Annotated in this window: 17 protein-coding genes; 8 read left to right on the top strand and 9 right to left on the bottom strand. The window is 74.0% G+C overall.

Annotation, left to right across the window (positions count from 1 at the left end; all coding sequences use genetic code 11):
• The first annotated feature begins 84 nt into the window (after positions 1-84).
• Both BLW85_RS04135 and BLW85_RS04130 read left to right on the top strand, forming a co-directional pair.
• Positions 85-2,268, top strand: coding sequence for an MMPL family transporter (locus tag BLW85_RS04135; RefSeq protein ID WP_074990714.1), 2,184 nt, complete (start codon positions 85-87; stop codon positions 2,266-2,268).
• A gap of 147 nt (positions 2,269-2,415) precedes the next feature.
• Entirely contained in the window at positions 2,416-2,880 is a 465-nt protein-coding gene (locus tag BLW85_RS04130; protein WP_074990712.1) for a hypothetical protein, read from the top strand.
• 16 nt (positions 2,881-2,896) lie between these two features.
• On the opposite strand, the gene BLW85_RS04125 is transcribed toward BLW85_RS04130, so the two are convergent.
• The 3 genes from BLW85_RS04125 to BLW85_RS04115 form a co-directional block, all read right to left on the bottom strand.
• The gene (locus BLW85_RS04125; protein ID WP_239697636.1) at positions 2,897-3,241 is read right to left on the bottom strand and encodes a cytochrome C oxidase subunit I; all 345 of its coding nucleotides are present in this window, start codon (positions 3,239-3,241) and stop codon (positions 2,897-2,899) included.
• Between the two features lie 16 nt (positions 3,242-3,257).
• Complete coding sequence (gene ctaD, locus BLW85_RS04120; RefSeq protein WP_070024871.1) at positions 3,258-4,946, bottom strand: aa3-type cytochrome oxidase subunit I; 1,689 nt, start codon at positions 4,944-4,946, stop codon at positions 3,258-3,260.
• Positions 4,947-5,110: 164 nt separating this feature from the next.
• A complete protein-coding gene (locus BLW85_RS04115; RefSeq protein ID WP_070024872.1) occupies positions 5,111-6,316 on the bottom strand; it encodes a mannosyltransferase family protein in 1,206 nt (401 codons plus the stop codon).
• Between the two features lie 197 nt (positions 6,317-6,513).
• Here BLW85_RS04115 and BLW85_RS04110 point away from each other — a divergent pair, with 197 nt between their 5' ends.
• Positions 6,514-7,383: an MBL fold metallo-hydrolase gene (locus BLW85_RS04110; RefSeq protein ID WP_070024873.1), complete on the top strand. Its 870-nt coding sequence runs from the start codon at positions 6,514-6,516 to the stop codon at positions 7,381-7,383.
• Positions 7,384-7,414: 31 nt separating this feature from the next.
• Complete coding sequence (locus BLW85_RS04105; protein ID WP_070024874.1) at positions 7,415-7,801, top strand: DUF2267 domain-containing protein; 387 nt, start codon at positions 7,415-7,417, stop codon at positions 7,799-7,801.
• A gap of 54 nt (positions 7,802-7,855) precedes the next feature.
• Here the strand turns inward: BLW85_RS04105 and BLW85_RS04100 are convergent, their stop codons facing one another.
• Together BLW85_RS04100 and BLW85_RS04095 are read right to left on the bottom strand one after the other, a co-directional pair.
• A complete protein-coding gene (locus BLW85_RS04100; protein WP_070025084.1) occupies positions 7,856-8,524 on the bottom strand; it encodes a dienelactone hydrolase family protein in 669 nt (222 codons plus the stop codon).
• 119 nt (positions 8,525-8,643) lie between these two features.
• Positions 8,644-9,978, bottom strand: coding sequence for a hypothetical protein (locus BLW85_RS04095; protein ID WP_074990710.1), 1,335 nt, complete (start codon positions 9,976-9,978; stop codon positions 8,644-8,646).
• Positions 9,979-10,091: 113 nt separating this feature from the next.
• Between BLW85_RS04095 and BLW85_RS04090 the strand changes: the two genes are divergently transcribed.
• The gene (locus tag BLW85_RS04090) at positions 10,092-11,339 is read left to right on the top strand and encodes a molybdopterin-dependent oxidoreductase (protein WP_107409064.1); all 1,248 of its coding nucleotides are present in this window, start codon (positions 10,092-10,094) and stop codon (positions 11,337-11,339) included.
• Entirely contained in the window at positions 11,336-11,779 is a 444-nt protein-coding gene (locus tag BLW85_RS04085) for a hypothetical protein (RefSeq protein WP_074990708.1), read from the top strand. The genes BLW85_RS04090 and BLW85_RS04085 overlap by 4 nt, the downstream gene beginning before the upstream one ends.
• A 12-nt stretch (positions 11,780-11,791) precedes the next feature.
• Here the strand turns inward: BLW85_RS04085 and BLW85_RS04080 are convergent, their stop codons facing one another.
• Both BLW85_RS04080 and BLW85_RS04075 read right to left on the bottom strand, forming a co-directional pair.
• Positions 11,792-12,409, bottom strand: coding sequence for a TIGR04282 family arsenosugar biosynthesis glycosyltransferase (locus tag BLW85_RS04080; RefSeq protein WP_070024877.1), 618 nt, complete (start codon positions 12,407-12,409; stop codon positions 11,792-11,794).
• Positions 12,406-13,107 carry a glycosyltransferase family 2 protein gene (locus tag BLW85_RS04075; RefSeq protein ID WP_074990706.1) on the bottom strand — a complete coding sequence of 234 codons (702 nt, stop codon included), beginning with the start codon at positions 13,105-13,107 and terminating at the stop codon, positions 12,406-12,408. The genes BLW85_RS04080 and BLW85_RS04075 overlap by 4 nt, the downstream gene beginning before the upstream one ends.
• Before the next feature lie 104 nt (positions 13,108-13,211).
• Between BLW85_RS04075 and BLW85_RS04070 the strand changes: the two genes are divergently transcribed.
• Together BLW85_RS04070 and BLW85_RS04065 are read left to right on the top strand one after the other, a co-directional pair.
• Positions 13,212-13,943 carry a response regulator transcription factor gene (locus BLW85_RS04070; protein ID WP_070024879.1) on the top strand — a complete coding sequence of 244 codons (732 nt, stop codon included), beginning with the start codon at positions 13,212-13,214 and terminating at the stop codon, positions 13,941-13,943.
• A gap of 2 nt (positions 13,944-13,945) precedes the next feature.
• The gene (locus tag BLW85_RS04065; protein ID WP_070024880.1) at positions 13,946-15,055 is read left to right on the top strand and encodes a sensor histidine kinase; all 1,110 of its coding nucleotides are present in this window, start codon (positions 13,946-13,948) and stop codon (positions 15,053-15,055) included.
• A 33-nt stretch (positions 15,056-15,088) separates the two neighbouring features.
• Here BLW85_RS04065 and BLW85_RS04060 read toward each other — a convergent pair whose 3' ends face one another.
• Positions 15,089-16,078 carry an NAD-dependent epimerase/dehydratase family protein gene (locus BLW85_RS04060; protein ID WP_074990704.1) on the bottom strand — a complete coding sequence of 330 codons (990 nt, stop codon included), beginning with the start codon at positions 16,076-16,078 and terminating at the stop codon, positions 15,089-15,091.
• A 184-nt stretch (positions 16,079-16,262) separates the two neighbouring features.
• Positions 16,263-17,915 carry a penicillin-binding transpeptidase domain-containing protein gene (locus tag BLW85_RS04055; RefSeq protein WP_074990702.1) on the bottom strand — a complete coding sequence of 551 codons (1,653 nt, stop codon included), beginning with the start codon at positions 17,913-17,915 and terminating at the stop codon, positions 16,263-16,265.
• Positions 17,916-17,945 lie beyond the last annotated feature (30 nt).

Below are 17,945 nucleotides of genomic sequence, written 5' to 3'. Positions count from 1 at the left end.
CATGCAACGGCCGGTCGGGGTCGCCGATGCCAGGGACCGCTCCCCGGGCTGCGGTGATCTTCCTTCCCAGGAGGACCCTCCCGCATGTTCCGACGTATTGGCGCTGCCGTCGTCCGGCACCCGGTCTGGACGATCGTGGCATGGCTGATCGCCGCGGTGGCGATCGTCGCCACCGCCCCGGGCCTGCCCTCGAACAGTGACGAGAGCAGTTTTCTGCCCAAGAGCTACGAGTCGATCAAAGCCGCGGACCTCCAGCAGAAGGCGTTCCCCAGCGCCTTCACGCCGTCCGCGATCGCGCTCTACCAGCGCACCGACGGCGGCCGGCTGACCGCCGCCGACCAGAAGGACATCGCCCGGATCACCACCGAACTGGGCGAGAAGAAGATCGATCAGGTGCAGAAGGTGGTCCCCGGCCCGCCGTCGAAGGACGGCAGGTACGCCCTGACCCTGGTCCAGATGGACAGCAAGAACGCCGGCCAGCCCAAACAGGCCGACGCGGCCAAGACGTTGCGCGACGACGTCAAGCAACTGGCCAAGGGCACCCACCTCGACGTCAAGCTGGGCGGGTCGGCCGCACAGGCCCTCGACCAGCAGGACTCCTCCAAGCGCGGCCAGGCGCTGATCGGCTTCGGCACCTTCGCCATCATCCTGGTGACCCTGCTGATCATCTTCCGGGCGCCCATCCTGGCCGTCCTGCCCCTGGTCCTGATCGGCCTGGTGTCGGCCGTCGCCAACGGGCTGATCGCCTACGCCACCAAGCTCTTCGGCCTCCAGGCCAACAGCTCCATCTCCTCGATCCTGATCGTGGTCCTCTTCGGCGTCGGCACGGACTACTTCCTGTTCCTGATGTTCCGTTACCGCGAACGCCTGCGGGCCGGCGACGAGCCCAAGGAGGCCATGGTCAACGCGGTCGGCCGGGTCGGCGAGGCCATCGCCTCCGCCGCCGGGGCGGTCATCATCGCCTTCCTCGCGCTGGTCCTGTCCACACTGGGCTTCCTCAAGCAGATGGGCCCCGCGCTCGCCATCGCGGTGGCCGCCACCCTGGTCGCGGGCCTGACCCTGATCCCGGCCGTGGTCTCGCTGATCGGCCCCAAGGTCTTCTGGCCCTCCAAGTCCTGGCAGAAGGAGCCGGAGAACGCCCGGTTCGCCGCGCTCGGCCGCGCGGTGCGGCGCCGTCCCGCGCTGACCGCCGTCGCCTCCGGACTCGTCCTGCTCGCCCTGTCGGCCGGCACCCTCGGCTACAAGGCCACCTTCGACCTGGCCTCGGGCTCGATGCCCAAGACCAAGGAGTCGATGGTCGTCCAGGACCAGATGCAGAAGGCGTACTCGGCGGGCGCCGCCGCGCCCACCGACGTCTACCTCTCCAGCACCGACGGAAAGCCGCTGGACAAGAGCGGCTTCGCCGCCTACTCGCGCAAGCTCGGCTCGGTGGACGGCGTCGCGGCCGTCCGGATGAGCCAGCTCAACAAGGACGGCACCACCGCCGACTTCACCGTGACCCTCAAGTACGAGGCGTCCACGGACCAGGCGATCGACGCCGTGCAGCGGGTGCGCGACGCCGCGCACACGGGCGCGCCCGCCGGCACCGAGGCGCTGGTCGGCGGCATGTCCTCGATCTACAAGGACATCGACACGGCGGTCAACCACGACTACCGCACGGTGTTCCCCGTCGCCGCCGTCCTCATCATGGTCATCCTCGGTCTGCTGCTGCGCAGCGTGGTGGCCCCCTGGTACCTGATGGCCTCGGTGGGCCTCGGCTTCGGTGCCACCCTGGGCGCCACGGTGTGGATCTTCCAGAAGGGGGAGGGGCACTCCGGCCTGATGTTCATGCTCCCGGTGATCATGTATCTCTTCGTGGTCGCCATCGGCACGGACTACAACATCCTCATGATCGCCCGGCTGCGGGAGGAGGCCCGCGAGGGCCGCGAACCGCGCGAGGCGGCCGGCATGGCGCTGCGGCACGCCGGGCCGACGGTCGCCGCGGCCGGCTTCATCCTGGCGGCCACCTTCGCCACGATGATGCTGGCGGGCAACTCGCTGCTCACGGAGATGGGTTTCGCGGTCTCGTTCGGCATCGCGATCGCCGCGTTCGTCATGGCGATGTTCTTCACCCCGAGCCTCACCGCGCTCATCGGCCACGCGGCCTGGTGGCCGGGCCACGGCGACCGCGCCGAGCAGGACCCGGCCGCCCGGGCCGCGGCCGGCTCCGGGCAGCTGCCGGATGCCCGTGACGCCTCAGCCCACGACCCTGCGGGCCGCGGCCGCTGACACCGGGCCCCGGCCGACGAGGGGGCACACCAGGGCGTCCGGCCCCGGTGTGCCCCCTCCGCCGTGGGCGGGAGACGCACCGGCGCGCCCCCGTCCACCGCCGGACGGCCCCGTTTCGAGCGGTGCGTCCGCGGTACCCGGAGCCGCATGTTCCGCAGCATCGCGCGTGGCTGCGCCGCCGGAGCCGCCGGTACCACCGCCCTGAACGCAGCGACCTGTCTGGACATGGCGCTGCGGGGCCGGCCCTCCAGCAGCGCGCCCGAAGACGTGGTCGAGAAGGTCACCGAGAAGGCCGGTCACCCGGTCCCCGAGACGGAGGGCCGGGACAACCGGCTGTCCGGGATGGGCGCGCTCGCGGGCATCGCCGTCGGTGTCGGCACGGGCGTCGCCGCGTCGCTGCTCCACCGGCTCGGCGTACGCCCGCCCGTCTGGCTCGGCGGACCGGCCACCGGCGCGCTGGCGATGGCCCTCACCGACGCCCCGATGGCCGGGCTCGGGGTCAGCGACCCCCGCGGCTGGTCGGCCACCGACTGGACCGCGGACGCCCTCCCGCACCTGGCCTACGGCCTGGTCACCTACGGGCTGATCGACGCCGCCCACCGGTGCCGCTGAGCCCGCGGGACCCGCCTCACACGAGCAGCAGCAGCGCCGCCAGCGCGGCGCAGCCCGCGCACACGGCCAGCGTCCAGCCCACGCAGCGCCGCCGCAGCTCCTCGTAGCGGTGCTCGTACTCGGCACGCAGCGACGTGCACCGGGCCGCGATCCGCTCCAGGTCCTTCCGCGCGCGCAGCAGACTGTCCGCCACGTAGCACTGCTCGACGTCCGCGCGCTGCGCGCTCGTCAGCCACTCCATGGGGCGTACGAACTCCCGGGCACGCTGCTCGGCCTCCGCGATCCGCGCCTGCCAGAGCAGGTACCCCTCCACCTCGTTGCCCAGTTCCCCGCCGGTTCCCCCCTGCGCCAGTTCGCTCACCGCAGTCCTCGGTCGCTCAGAGCGCGCTGTGGGCCTCGGCCTCGGCCAGCGCGATGTCGGGGTGGTGCAGGTCGAACGCCGGGGATTCGCTGCGGACCCGCGGCAAGGTCAGGAAGTTGTGGCGCGGCGGCGGGCAGGAGGTCGCCCACTCCAGCGAACGGCCGTAGCCCCACGGGTCGTCCACACCGACCGGCACGCCGAACCGGGCCGTCTTCCAGACGTTGTAGAGGAACGGCAGCATCGACAGGCCCAGCAGGAACGAACCGATGGTGGACACCGTGTTCAACGCGGTGAAGCCGTCGGCCGCCAGGTAGTCCGCGTAGCGGCGCGGCATGCCCTCGGCGCCCAGCCAGTGCTGCACCAGGAAGGTGGTGTGGAAGCCGACGAACAGCGTCCAGAAGGTGATCTTGCCGAGGCGCTCGTCCAGCATCTTGCCGGTGAACTTCGGCCACCAGAAGTGGAATCCGGCGAACATGGCGAACACGACCGTGCCGAAGACCACGTAGTGGAAGTGGGCCACCACGAAGTAGGAGTCCGAGACGTGGAAGTCCATCGGCGGGGAGGCCAGGAGCACCCCGGTCAGGCCGCCGAAGAGGAACGTGACGAGGAAGCCCGCCGACCACAGCATCGGCGTCTCGAAGGACAGCGAGCCCTTCCACATGGTGCCGATCCAGTTGAAGAACTTCACCCCGGTCGGCACCGCGATCAGGAAGGACATGAAGGAGAAGAACGGCAGCAGCACCCCGCCGGTGACGAACATGTGGTGCGCCCACACGGTGATGGACAGCCCCGCGATGGAGATCGTCGCCGCGATCAGACCCATGTAGCCGAACATCGGCTTGCGCGAGAAGACCGGGATGACCTCGGAGACGATGCCGAAGAACGGCAGGGCGATGATGTACACCTCGGGATGGCCGAAGAACCAGAAGAGGTGCTGCCACAGCAGCGCGCCGCCGTTGGCCGCGTCGAAGATGTGGGACCCGAAGATGCGGTCCGCCTCCGCGCCGAAGAGCGCGGCGGCCAGCACCGGGAAGGCGAACAGGACCAGGACGCTGGTCAGCAGCACGTTCCACACGAAGATCGGCATCCGGAACATCGTCATGCCCGGGGCGCGCATGCAGATGATCGTGGTGATGAAGTTGACCGAGCCGAGGATGGTCCCGAAGCCCGAGAAGGCCAGACCCATGAACCACACGCTCGCGCCGACACCGGGCGAGTACACCTCGTTGTGCAGGGGGGCGTAGGCGAACCAGCCGAAGTCGGCCGCGCCGTCCGGGGTGATGAAGCCGGCCACCGCGATCAGCGAGCCGAACAGGTACAGCCAGTACGCGAACATGTTCAGCCGCGGGAACGCCACGTCGGGGGCGCCGATCTGCAGCGGCATGATCCAGTTGGTGAAGCCGGAGAACAGGGGCGTCGCGAACATCAGCAGCATGACCGTGCCGTGCATGGTGAACGCCTGGTTGAACTGCTCCTTGGAGACGATCTGCAGTCCGGGCCGGGCGAGTTCGGCGCGCATGATGAGCGCCAGCAGACCACCGAGGAGGAAGAACGCGAACGACGTCGCCAGGTACAGCGTGCCGATCGTCTTGTGATCGGTGGTCGTCAGCCACTTCACCACGACATGGCCCGGATGCTTGCGCCGCACCGGGACTTCACTGTCGTAAGTGTCGGCCGGCCCCTTGGGCTCGTTCAGAATGCTCACAGCTCGTACGCCTCCCGGCGCTCTCAGGTTCGCCGACGTCAGTCACCCGACATCCTCGCGGCACCGGAGCGGCGCGGACGCCCTGAGCGGCCCGGACGCGGCCGATCGGCTGACGCTCGCACCCGAACGGAGCAGCCGCACGACCCGTTCGGCGCAACGGGCGCTCAGGGCGAGTGATTGGCGAAGGTCGCCACGTACGTGCCGTACAGCAGCGAGAAACCGGCGAGGGTCCAGCACAGCCGCAGCGCGCCGTCGGGATTGGTGCGACGCATCCGCACGAGGGCCTGGGCCGCGGGGATCAGCAGCGGGAAGGCGGGCAGCAGGAAGCGCGGCTTGGACTCGAAGGGACCCGACACCGCCACCACCGGCAGCAGCAGCGCGGCGGTGAACAGCACCAGGGCCAGCGGCGCCCGGTCCCGGCACAGCAGCCCGAACAGGAGGACGCCCGCCGCGACCACCGCCAGCGCCACCGGGTAGACGATCCCGCCGTCGAACAGCGGCATCGTCGCGAGGAACCGCAGGGTGCCAAGGCCCAGGTCGAACCGGGACTCCCAGGCGCTCTGCACCTGGAAGTAGCCGTGCAGCAGGTCGCCCGTGCGGTGCCCGACCAGCAGCAGGTACGCCGTCCAGCCGAGCGGGGCCGCGCAGGCGCCGGCCCACAGGCCCCAGGGCACCCGGCCGCGCCGCCGCACGACCTCCAGCGCCGCCACGCCGAGCACCGCGGCGGCCGCCGCGTAGCCGTTGGGCCGGGTCAGGCCCGCCAGCCCGGCCAGCACGCCGGCCGTCAGCCAGCGGTGGTCCAGCAGGGCGTACAAGGACCACACGGCGAGCGCGATGAACAGGGGCTCGGTGTAGGCGAGGGTGAGGACGACCGAGTGCGGCAGCACCGCCCACAGGGCGACCATGGCGGTGGCCACCGCCCGGCCGTGCAGCCGGTACCCGATCGCGTAGACGCCGAGGGCGGCCAGCGCGGTCGCGGTCCAGGCGATCAGCAGCGCCGCCACGCCCGGCGACAGCAGGGGGACGTGGTCGAACGCCCGGATGAGCGCCGGGTAGAGGGGGAAGAACGCCCAGTCGGTCTGCACCGCGCCCGCGTCGGTGATGTGCACCCGGGTGCCGTAGCCGTGCGTGGCGATGTGCAGGTACCAGACGGAGTCCCAGGAGTGCGCCAGGCCCTTGAGCACCGAACGGCCGGTGAGCACGTTCACCGCGACCACGAGCGCCGCCCCGGCCAGCCGGACCGCGCCGAACAGCGCGAGGGCCCGCCGCGCCCCGGGCGGGCAGCCCCACCGTCCGCGTTCTCCCGGGGCGGGAAGACCGGGCCGTTCGGGGACGGAGGGGTCGCGGCGCTGCGGGGAGAACGTACTCACCCTCCGACCTTGATCGGAGCCGCACGCCCGTGCAATGGGACCACGCCGATCACGCCACTTCTGTCTTGTTTTCCGCGCTGGTCAGAGCGCCGACGGCGGCGGAAATCAAGACCGTCTCGCCCTACCGGTCCCGGTTCGCGCGGGTCATCCTGGTACGTGGGCCCGGCCCGGGCCGCACCCGCGGAAGGAGTCCCGCTGTGGACGGCTGGTACGTCGACGACCGCTGCACCAACTGCGACGTGGCCCGGCAACTGGCGCCGGACCTGATCGGCGAGGAGGACGGCAGGTCCCGGATCCTGCGGCAGCCGCGCACCGAGGAGGAGGTCCGGCGCCTGCACGCCGCCGTCTTCGCCTGCCCCACCCGCTCGATCCGCCCGGCCGCCGGATCCGCCGACCAGCGCCTCGACCCGTTCCCGCTGCGCCTGGACGACACCGTGCTGCTCTGCGGCCACAACTCACGGCGGACCGCGGGCGCCAACGCGTATCTGCTGCGCCGCCCCTCCGGCGCCCTCATGATGATCGACACCCCGCGCTGGGCGCCCGCCCTGGCCGACCGCTACGCGGCCCTCGGACGGATCACCGAGGTGCTGCTCACCCACCGCGACCACGCCGCCCACGGCCGCCGCTACGCCGACCGGTTCGGCGCCCGGCTGTGGATCCACGAGGGCGACCTCGACGCCGCGCCCGACGCGGACCGGGTGGTCCGCGGGCTCGACCCGGTGGAGGTGGGCGAGGGCGTCACCGTGCAGCCGCTGCCCGGACACACCCGGGGCAGCGTGCTCTACCTCGCGGACGACCGCTACTGCTTCAGCGGCGACAGCTTCTACTGGTCGCGGGCGCTCGCCGACCTGACCGTCGCGCACAGCGTGACCTGGTACTCCATCGAGGAACTGGCCGCCTCCCTGGCCCGCACCGCCGCCGGCCTGCGCTTCGAATGGGTGCTGCCGGGCCACGGCGACCGGATGCGGCTGCCCGCCGACGAGATGTCCCGCCGCCTGCTCGCGCTGGCGCAGCGCACCCGCTCGCTGCGCCAGGAGCCCATCGACTTCACGGCCGTACGGTGGTAGGGGGACCGGCGTACGACAGTGGGAGGTCACCGTGCGACTGGCGGAGTTTCTGACCCGGGTCCAGGACCGCGGGGAGTACCGGAGCCAGGAGGAGGCCGAGCACGTGAGCGAGGCCGTGCTGTGGACGCTCGCCACGCGGATCAGCCCTCAGGAGGCCGACGGACTGGCCGCCCGGCTGCCCGCGCCGCTGGACGAGGCCCTGCACCGGGACCGGGGATGCGCCGAGACCTTCGGCCGCGAGGAGTTCCTGCGGCGCGTCGCCCAGCAGACCGGCGCCCGGCCGCGTACGGCGGAGTGGGACGTGGGCGCGGTGCTGTCCACCGTCGCCGACGTGGTCTCCGGCGGCGAGCTGGACGATCTGCTGTCCCGGCTGCCGGACGGCTACGCGGAGCTGTTCGGCAAGCCCGAACCCGGGTGAGCGAAGCCCGGACCCGGGCGAGCGCCCGGGCAGCCGTGCCGCACGGGCGGGGCCTCAGCCCTGCCCGTGCGGCTGCGGCGTGCGCAGCCGCTGGGCGCACCACCGGCGGGTGACCTCGGCGACCTGGGCCAGCGCGCGCGGGTCCTCGAACAGATGGGTGGCCCGGGGGACCACGTGCAGATGGTGCGGGGCCCGCAGCCGCCGGGTGGCCTCCTCGTTCAGCCGCAGCATCTCGTGGTCGTCCCCGCCCACGATCAGCAGCACCGGGACCTCCACCCGCTCCAGCGCGTCGCCCGCCAGCTCGGGCCGCCCGTCCCGCGAGACCACGGTCAGCACCCGTTCCGGGCGTTCCGCGGCGGCCGTCAGGGCCGCGGCGGTGCCGGTGCCGGCGCCGAACAGCACGATGGGGACGCCCCGGGTGTCGGGCTGCTCCGCGAGCCAGTCGATCGCCCCCACGAGCCGCCGGGTGAGCAGCGGGATGTCGTAGCGGTGCCCGGCGTTGAGCGCGTCGTGCCGCTCCTCGCGCTCGTTGAGCAGGTCGAGCAGCAGGGTGCCGAACCCGGCGGTGCGCAGCTCGGCGGCGACGGTCCGGTTGCGGGTGCTGTGCCGGGAGCTGCCGTTGCCGTGCGCGAACAGCACCACCGCGCGCGACGGTGCGGGGACCACGAGGTCGCCGTGGAGCGCGGCGTCCTCCATGCGGACGAGAACCATCTCGGAGATCATCGGCATCAACCCTTCCCGGGGCGCCGGCCCTGCCGATCGATACGGCCCGGATGTCCACCTCCCATCATGCGCCCGGGGTGCGCCTCCCGGCACCCGCAGGGCGCGGGCCCCGGTCAACATCACCAGCCGGTCAGCAGCAGGTGGTTGAGGAGCAGGGCGAGCAGCACCTGGGCGGCGAGCCAGGGGCGGGGGCGGGGGAGCAGCGCGCAGGCGGGCAGCAGCCACAGGGCGAAGGGCAGCCAGATGCGCTCCGTCTCGGCCTTGCTCAGCCCGGACAGGTCGGCCAGCAGCAGCGCGAGCAGGGCGGCGCACACCAGGATCGCGAGCCGGGCCCGGGAGCCGGTGCGGCGGCGCAGCAGCACGGCGCCCGCACGGCCCAGCCCCGCCGCCGTGGCCGGCCCGGTGATCAGCACGGCACAGGCCAGGTCGGCCCACACCCAGTAGCCGTAGGGCCGGACGCCGCCCACGCCCTGGTAGTAGCGGACCGTCAACAGGCGGTAGCCCTCCCACCAGTCGAAGCCCGCGAGCGTGAACACCGCCGGGACGACGGCCAGTCCGGCGAGGAAGGAGAGCAGCGGCCGGCGGCGGTGCGGCAACTCCCGCCGGGTGAGGACGAGGACCGCCGCGCCGAGGAGGGCGAAGAGCGTGAGGCCGTACGAGAGGTAGCAGGTCAGCCCGAACAACAGACCCGATCCGCAGGCCGCCCAGGCGGAGGGGCGGGTGACGGCGACGGCGAGCAGGGCCACGGACCAGGCGGCCACCGCCGCGAAGTAGCCGTCGGCGGAGGTGCCCTGCCACACCGCGGCGGGGGCCGCCACCAGGAACGGCGCGGCCCGCCGCGCCAGGGTCTCGTCGGTCAGGGCACGCAGCGCGACCAGCACCGCCGCGCAGCCGCTCGCGCCGACGAGCACGCACCACATCCCGGCCCAGCCGCCGCCCCGCAGCCCGATCCGGTCGAGCAGCACGAAGGTCAGGGTGGCGGCCGGGGGATGACCGGCGACATGGGCGGGCCAGGGGGCCGGGGAACCGCTGACGATGTGCCGGGTGAAGTCGTGCAGCGCGGCCGGGACGCCGGCGAACCGGCCGACCGCCCGCAGATACTCGTTGCGGGCGGTCAGCCGGCCCGCGATGCCCCGCTGCCAGCCGTCCACCAGGGCCAGGGAGACGATCCAGGCCACCGCGGCCGCCCAGCTTGCCGTGAGCAGCCACCGCCAGGGCAGCCGGGCGGCGAGCGCCGGCCCGTACGCCACCGCGGCGGCCGAGAGGACCAGGGCCGCGGGCGTGCCGGGGCCGAGGTGCGGATCCCAGTCGGCGAGCAGCGGGGGCCAGTGCACGAAGAGGGTGTGGTCGGTGTCCTGGACACGGCGGCCGACCAGCACGGCCGCGGCGACGAGCAGGGCGGCGGCACCGGCGGCGTACAGGTCGCGGCGGGCGGCGGCGGAGCGCGGGGTCACAGCGGAACGCTAGGCCGGGCGGGCGGCAAAGCGCCGCCGTCCGGGCCGGACGTCAGCGTTTCGTCACCGGTCCTGTCCCCGCTTTCGGGTCCCGTCCCGCCTACCGTCGGACCATGCGCGACCCCCACCGGTTCCCCGCCTCCCCAGGCTTCTGGCGCAGCTCCGTGCGCGGCCCCCGGTTCACCGCCGTGCTCGGCCTCGTGCTGCTCGCCGGCGTCACCGTGCTGTTCGTCACCGGGCTGGTGTCGTACGCCGCCTACAACCCGAACCTGTCCCGGGTGAACGACACCACCCCGGACAAGGGCCTGCTGGGCTTCTACCTCTTCGCCTGGCCGACCGGCCCGGTGTGGCTGTACCGGCTCACCCAGGGCGTCCACGTCACGCTCGGCCTCACCCTGATCCCCGTCCTGCTGGCCAAACTCTGGTCGGTGGTGCCCCGGCTGTTCACCCTGCCGCCGGCCCGCTCGCTCGCCCACGCCCTGGAACGGCTGTCGCTGTTGCTGCTGGTCGGCGGCGCGCTGTTCGAGTTCACCACCGGAGTGCTCAACATCCAACTGGACTACGTCTTCCCCGGCTCCTTCTACCCGCTGCACTTCTACGGCGCCTGGGTCTTCTTCGCCGCCTTCCTCGCCCACGCGGCCCTGAAGCTGCCGACGGCGGTGCGGGCCGTCAGAGGGCGGCCGGACGAAGGCGGCGGCGACGCTGGCTCCCTGGTCTCGCCGCGCCCCGCCCCGCCGACCGTCTCCCGGCGCGGCGCGCTCGGCCTGGTCGGCGGCGGCTCGCTGCTGCTGTTCCTCACCACGGTCGGGCAGAGCCTGGGCGGACCGCTGCGCCGCACGGCCCTGCTCGCGCCGCGCGGCCCGGCGGACCCGAACGGCGGCCCCAGCGGCTTCCAGATCAACAAGACGGCCGCGTACGCCGGAATCACCCCGGCCGACACCCACGAGGACGCCTGGCGCCTCGTCGTCACCGGCCGCACCGGCACCGTCCGGCTCAGCCGGGCCCGGCTGCTCCAACTGCCTCAGCACAGCGTCTCGTTGCCGATCGCCTGCGTGGAGGGCTGGTCGACCGCCGACCAGTGGTGGCGCGGGGTGCGGCTGCGCGACCTCGCCGCGCTCGTCGGACACGACGGCGTCCCGCCGGACGTGCTCGTGGAATCCCTGCAACGGCACGGCGCGTTCCGCCGCGCGGCCCTGCGCGCCAACCAGGTGGCCGATCCCCGCTCCCTGCTCGCGCTCCACGTCAACGGCGCGGAACTCTCCGCCGACCACGGCCACCCCGCACGCGTCATCGTGCCCGCGGCGCCCGGCGTGCTCAACACCAAGTGGGTGGCCCGGCTGACCTTCGGGAACCTGCGATGAGGCCGCGGCCGCCGCTCGGCAGTCCCCGCCAACTGCTGCTGCTCGGCTGCTCGTTCGCCGTCGCCGGGTACGCCGGGGTGCGGCTGCTGGCGAGCGACCCGCTCGCGGTGCTGCTGTGGTTCGTGGGCGCCGCCCTGCTGCACGACCTGGTGCTGCTGCCGCTCTACTCGGCCGCGGACCGGGGCCTCGTCCGCGGGCTCGGGGCGGCCGGACGGCGCGCCTGGACACCGTACGTGCGGGTCCCCGCCGCGCTGTCCGCGCTGCTGCTCCTCGTGTGGTTCCCGCTGATCGGCGGCCGGGTGACCGAACGGTACCGGCTGCTGACCGGGCTGTCCCCGGACGGCTTCCTCGCCCGCTGGCTCCTGATCACCGCCGTACTCTTCGCCGGCTCGGCGCTGTTGTGGGCCCGGCGGGCGCGCGGGGCGGCGAGGCGCGGCTGAGCCGGATCCGGTTCAGCGCCGGGACGCCGGGGCGCACCGGGCCAGCCGGGCGGCGAACCGGCCGTGCGGGGCGAGCGCGGCGACGGCGCGGGCGTCGGCGGCGACATCGACGTCCCGCAGCCGGGGCAGCTCCCGCACCCGCAGCCCCGCCGCGAGCAGCCGCTCGCGCTGCGCGGCACCGGTCACGGGCGTCGACATGGGCACGCCCCGCAGCAGCGCCGGGTCGGGCTCGGCCAGGCCCAGCGCCCAGAAGCCGCCGTCCTCGGCCGGGCCCAGAAAGGCGTCGCAGTCCGCGAAGTCCACGGCGAGCAGGTCCGGGGTCACCTGCGGGGTGTCCATGCCGATCAGCAGAGCCGGGCCGTCGCAGTGCGCGAAGGCGTCCGCCAGCCGCTCGTCCAGGCCGCCCGCGCACTGCGGCAGCACCTCGAAGCCCGGCGGCAGCCAGGCGCCCGGCGTCCCGTCCAGGACCAGGACCCGCCGGGACGCGGGCGCCGCCGCCACCGCGCACAGGGTGTCGACGAGCGCCGCCTCGGCCAGCCCCGCCGCCTCGGCCGGGGTGAACGGCGGGGTCAGCCGCGTCTTGACCCGCCCGGCGCGCGGCTCCTTGGCGATCACCAGCAAGGCGGTCACCGGGGCGCCCGCGCGCCGGTCGGCGGCTCCGCCAGCACCCGGCGCATGTCCCGCACCGCTCGCCAGGTGCCGGTCCAGGTGCCCGTCACCTTGGACAGGCCGGTGCGCGGCAGATACGGCACGTCGCGCTCGACGACGCGCCACCCGGCGTCGGCGGCCCGCACCACCATCTGGAGCGGATAGCCGCTGCGGCGGTCGGTGAGGTCCAGCGCCAGCAGCGCCTCGCGGCGGGCCGCCCGCAGCGGCCCGAGGTCGTGCAGCCGCAGCCCGGTACGGTGGCGCAGCAGCCGCGCCAGCGCCAGGTTCCCGGCCCGGGCGTGCACCGGCCAGCTGCCCCGGCCCACCGGGCGGCGCCGGCCGAGCACCAGGTCCGCCGCGCCGCGGCGCACGTCCCGGACGAAGGGCACGAGCAGCGCGGGGTCCAGCGAGGCGTCGCAGTCGCAGAAGCAGACGACGTCCGCGGTGGCGGCGGCCAGCCCGGTGTGGCAGGCGGCGCCGAAGCCGCGCCGGGGTTCGTGCAGCACCGTCGCGCCCAGCGCGCGGGCGATCCGGGCCGAGTCGTCGGTGGAGCCGTTGTCGACGACGAGGGCGCGCCACCCGGCCGGGATCCGCCCGAGCACCCAGGGCAGCGCCTCGGCCTCGTCCAGACAGGGCAGCACCACATCGACGTCCGCGGAAGTGGTCGTCACGGGACTCACCCTACGGAGACAAACCGGGCGAAGCGGGATTGCGGTCCTTACGAAACGCGGACGCCGCCCCGGCCGCCGCACCGCCGCCGGACGCGGGGTGCCACGCTTGAGGCATGCAACCGCCGTACGAGTCCCGCCCGGCCGGGGCCCCCGACCGGGCGGCCCGGGCCCGCGTCCTGGTCGTGGACGACGATCCCACCGTCGCCGAGGTCGTCGCCGGATACCTGGACCGCGCCGGCTTCGCGGTCGACCGCGCCGACGACGGCCCCACCGCCCTCGGCCGCGCCCTCGACCACCGGCCCGACCTGGTCGTCCTCGATCTGATGCTGCCCGGCATGGACGGCCTGGAGGTCTGCCGGCGGATGCGGGAGCGGGGACCCGTGCCCGTCATCATGCTCACCGCCCGCGGCGACGAGGAGGACCGCGTCCTCGGCCTGGAGGTCGGCGCCGACGACTACGTCACCAAGCCCTTCAGCCCCCGTGAACTCGTGCTGCGCGTGGAGTCCGTGCTGCGCCGCAGCCGTCCCGCCGCCACCGGGCACCGGCTGACCGCGGCGGGCCTCACGCTCGACCCGGACGCCCGCCGCGCCACCAAGAACGGCCGCGAACTCGCCCTCACCCTGCGGGAGTTCGACCTGCTCGCGTTCTTCCTGGGGCACCCCGGCCGGGCCTGCTCCCGCGAGGACCTGATGCGGGAGGTCTGGGGCTGGGACTTCGGCGACCTGTCCACCGTCACCGTGCATGTGCGCCGGCTGCGCGGCAAGGTCGAGGACGACCCGGCCCGGCCGCGGCTGATCCGGACCGTGTGGGGTGTCGGGTACCGCTTCGAACCCGAAGGGGGCTGACCGTGCGCGACGCCCTCCTCATCGCCCTCTACGCCTTCGCCGGCGCCGCCGCCACGGGTCTCGCCGGGGCCTGCGCCCTGCGGCTGATCCGGCGGCGCTCGCTCACCGCCTCGCTCGCCGTCGTCGCCGCGGTGGGCGTCGTCGCCATGCTCGCGGGCACGCTCGCCGTCGCCTGGGCCATGTTCCTGTCCCCGCACGACCTCAGCGTCGTCACCACCGTCGTCGCCATGGCGGCCGTCGTCTCCCTGGTCACCGCACTGCTGCTGGGTCGCTGGGTGGTCGCCCGCAGCCGTGAACTCGCGGTCGCCGCCCGGGCGTTCGGCGACGGCGGTGCCTTCGCCGCCCCCGGCGGTCCCGCCACCGCCGAACTGGAGGACCTCAGCCGGGAGCTGGCGGCGACCAGCGCCCGGCTCGCCGAATCCCGCGACCGGGAGCGGGCGTTGGAGGCATCCCGGCGGGAACTGGTCGCCTGGATCTCGCACGATCTGCGCACCCCGCTCGCCGGGCTGCGCGCCATGGCGGAGGCCCTGGAGGACGGGGTGGCCGCCGACCCCGCCCGCTATCTGCGGCAGATCCGCGCCGAGGTGGAACGCCTGGACGGCATGGTCGGGGACCTCTTCGAACTCTCCCGCATCCACGCGGGCACCCTGCCGCTGAGCCTGTCCCGCGTCAGTCTGTACGACCTGGTCGGCGACGCCCTGGCCGGCGCCGGTCCGCTGGCCCGGGAGCACGGGGTACGGCTGGTGGGCGAGCGGGTCGCGCCGGTGCCGGTGGAGGTGGACGGCCGGGAGATGAGCCGCGTGCTCGGCAACCTGCTGGTCAACGCCATTCGCCGCACCCCGGCCGACGGCACGGTGGCGGTCGCCGCCGAACGCACCGACGAGGGCGTGGTGGTGTCGGTCAGCGACGGCTGCGGCGGCATCCCGGACGAGGACCTGCCGCGCGTCTTCGACACCGGCTGGCGCGGCACCGACGCCCGCACACCGCCGGCGGGCGCGGGCCTCGGCCTCGCCATCGTCCGGGGCATCGTGGAGGCCCACCGGGGCCGGGCCACCGTGCGCAACATCCCCGGCGGCTGCCGCTTCGAGGTGACCTTGCCGGCGGCGCCGTAGCCCGGCGCGGCCCCGGGCGGGCCGTGGCCCGGCTCAGCCCTCCCGGGCGAACTCCCTGATGCCCTCCGCGAACGGGACCCGTGGCTGCCAGCCCAGGGCGGACCGCAGCCGCGAGGAGTCGGCGGTGATGTGCCGGACGTCCCCCAGCCGGTACTCCCCGGTGACCACCGGCTCCGGGCCTCCGCACGCCGCGGCGAGCGCACGCGCCAGGTCGCCGACGGTACGGGGCTCACCGCTGCCCGTGTTGTACACCGTGAGCGCCCCCGGGGCGGCCGCCGCCTCCAGCGCCGCCACGTTCGCCCGGGCCACGTCCCGCACATGCACGAAGTCCCGCCGCTGCCGCCCGTCCTCGAAGACCCGGGGCGCCCGGCCGTGCGCGAGGGCGGAGCGGAAGAACGAGGCGACCCCGGCGTACGGGGTGTCGCGGGGCATCCGGGGCCCGTACACGTTGTGGTAGCGCAGGGACACCGCCGCCCCGCCCGTGCCGCGGGCCCACGCGGCGGCCAGGTGCTCCTGGGCCAGCTTGGTCGCCGCGTACACGTTCCGGGGATCGGCGGGGGCGTCCTCGCCGACCGGGCCGGGTACCAGCTCCGCCCCGCACCGCGGGCACCGTGGCTCGAACCGGCCCGCCGCCAGGTCGGCCACGGCCCGCGGACCCGGCCGTACGACGCCGTGGCGCGGGCAGACGTACCGGCCCTCCCCGTACACGACCATCGACCCGGCCAGCACCAGGCGCCGCACCCCCGCCGCCGCCATCGCGGCCACCAGCACGGCCGTTCCCAGGTCGTTGCGCGAGACGTACTCCGGGGCGTCCGCGACCCCCTCGCCCAGCCCGACCATCGCCGCCTGATGGCACACGGCGTCCACCCCTAAGAGCGCCCGGGCCACCGCGTCCGCGTCCCGCACGTCCGCGCCGGGGTGCGCGCGGACGTCGAACACCACCGGCTCGTGCCCGCCCGCCCGCAGCGCCTCGACGACATGGGACCCGATGAACCCGGCACCGCCGGTGACCAGTACGCGCATACCCACACGCTAGGAGCAACCGGCGCCGGGACCACGGAGCCCGCCGGTGACGTCACGGCTCCGTAAGGCGGTTCGGCCCACGCGGAGCACGAGCACGCACAGCCGTGTCAGGGGTGCCGGCGGCACTCGGAGCGGGAGAACCGCCTCACGGCCCGGCGGGAGGCACCGGGCCGGGGCGGACGGTTCAGCCCGCGGTCAGCAGGTGCCGTACGACGTAACCGGCGGAGTCGACGCCCGAGCTGCCGCCCTCGACCAGGGCCGCGGCCGCGATGCGGGAGCCGTACGCGGTGAGCCAGCCGTTGGTGTGGTCGCCCTCCTCGGCGGTGCCGGTCTTGGCGCCGACACCGGACAGACCGCCGAGGCGCGGGGCGGCGGTGCCGGCGGCGGCCGTGGTGCGCATCATCGACTGGAGGTACCCCGCCGTGCGCGGTGAGATGGGCCGGGGCGCGGTCGCCTGCCGCTGGTCCGGCAGGATGACCGGCTGCCGGAAACCGGCGTTGCGCACGGTGGCCGCCACGGACGCCATGAACAGCGGGGTGGCCGACACCCTGCCCTGGCCGATGAACTGGGCGGCCTGGTCGCCGCCCTGCGCGTCCGGCGGAATGCTCGGGTCGGTGGTGGCGACCCCGCCGCCGATGGACCAGCTGCCCATGCCGAAGACGTCCACGGCCTCGTCGTGCAGCGCGGAGGCGTCACCGTCGTGCACCAGGTAGTGGAAGCCGTCCTTGATGAACGACGTGTTGCACGACACGGCGAAGGCCTGCGTCAGGTTGGAGCCCGGGTTCGGCTTCACCCCGGGATCGTTGTGGAACAGCTGGCTGTTGGCCATCAGCGAGTCGGTGCACGGAGCGGAGCTGGCCGGGTTCAGGCCCGCCTTGTCGAACAGGGCCGCGGCCGTGACGATCTTCATGGTGGAGCCGGGTGACTTGATGCCGTTGAGGGCGATGTCCCCGTCGTCCCCCGTGTGCGCGACCGCCAGGATGTGGCCGTTGCTCCAGTCGAGGGCCACGGTGCCCGCCGGCCGTCCCCCGAGGTGCGGGTCCTTCACCGCCGCCTCGGCGGCGGACTGGAGCCGGGCGTCGATGGTGGTCTTGATGACCGGGGCGCGGCCCTCGGTGAAGGTCTTCAGCGTTTTGACGCCCGTGCCGGCCGCGTCGACCACGGCGATGCCGGTGCCGGGGCGGCCGCCGGTGGCCTTGGCGTTCTGCCGGATCGTCGCGGCGATGTCCCGCAGGGAGGGGAACGCGGTGAGGTCGGTCTTCCCGTCGCCCGCCACCACCTTCGCGTCGCTCGCCCCGGCGGGCAGCGTGCCCGCGGTCAGCGACTGGTCGTCCCCGAGCCCCGGGTACAGCACGGAGTTGTTCCAGTGCACGGCCGCCACGCCGTTGGTGCTCTTGCGTACGGCCACCGCGCTCGGGTAGCTCCAACTGCCGCCCGGCACCTGGGCGGTGACGGTGAAGGTGACCTTGGCCGCGCCCGGGGTCGCGGTCGAGGTGCCGGCCGAGCGGACCTGGGTGAAGGTCAGCTTCTCCAGGTGCAGGCCGTCCCTGTACCCGCGCAGCGCCTGGGCGGCGGTGTCCGGCGCGTCGGTGATCCGGGCCGCGCCGTCGAACTGGCGGCCCGACCAGTGGTCCAGGAACGTTCGGGCCAGCTTCACCGCCTCGGTCCCCGAGGGCGGCGTGGTCGACACCGTCGACGGGTCGAATCCCGCCTCCTCGGTCCGGTCTCCGGCCGTGCCCCCGGTCAGCCCGTGCACGAGGTTGTACGTGCCTATTCCCCCCGCGACGAGCAGTGCGGTGCACGTACCGGCTATGCCGATCTTCACAGCTCTGTTCATGCGCCGGATCGTATGGACGTTACATGTAGG

Source organism: Streptomyces misionensis, from assembly GCF_900104815.1.
Classification (GTDB): Bacteria; Actinomycetota; Actinomycetes; order Streptomycetales; family Streptomycetaceae; genus Streptomyces; species Streptomyces misionensis.
This window is presented reverse-complemented; position numbering and strand designations above follow the sequence as displayed.

Coding starts and splice junctions, on each gene's coding strand:
- BLW85_RS04135 (WP_074990714.1), top strand. CDS start 85: ATGTTCCGACGTATTGGCGCTGCCGTCGTCCGGCACCCGGTCTGGACG.
- BLW85_RS04130 (WP_074990712.1), top strand. CDS start 2,416: ATGTTCCGCAGCATCGCGCGTGGCTGCGCCGCCGGAGCCGCCGGTACC.
- BLW85_RS04100 (WP_070025084.1), bottom strand. CDS start 8,524: ATGATCTCCGAGATGGTTCTCGTCCGCATGGAGGACGCCGCGCTCCAC.
- BLW85_RS04090 (WP_107409064.1), top strand. CDS start 10,092: ATGCGCGACCCCCACCGGTTCCCCGCCTCCCCAGGCTTCTGGCGCAGC.
- BLW85_RS04085 (WP_074990708.1), top strand. CDS start 11,336: ATGAGGCCGCGGCCGCCGCTCGGCAGTCCCCGCCAACTGCTGCTGCTC.
- BLW85_RS04070 (WP_070024879.1), top strand. CDS start 13,212: ATGCAACCGCCGTACGAGTCCCGCCCGGCCGGGGCCCCCGACCGGGCG.
- BLW85_RS04060 (WP_074990704.1), bottom strand. CDS start 16,078: ATGCGCGTACTGGTCACCGGCGGTGCCGGGTTCATCGGGTCCCATGTC.
- BLW85_RS04055 (WP_074990702.1), bottom strand. CDS start 17,915: ATGAACAGAGCTGTGAAGATCGGCATAGCCGGTACGTGCACCGCACTG.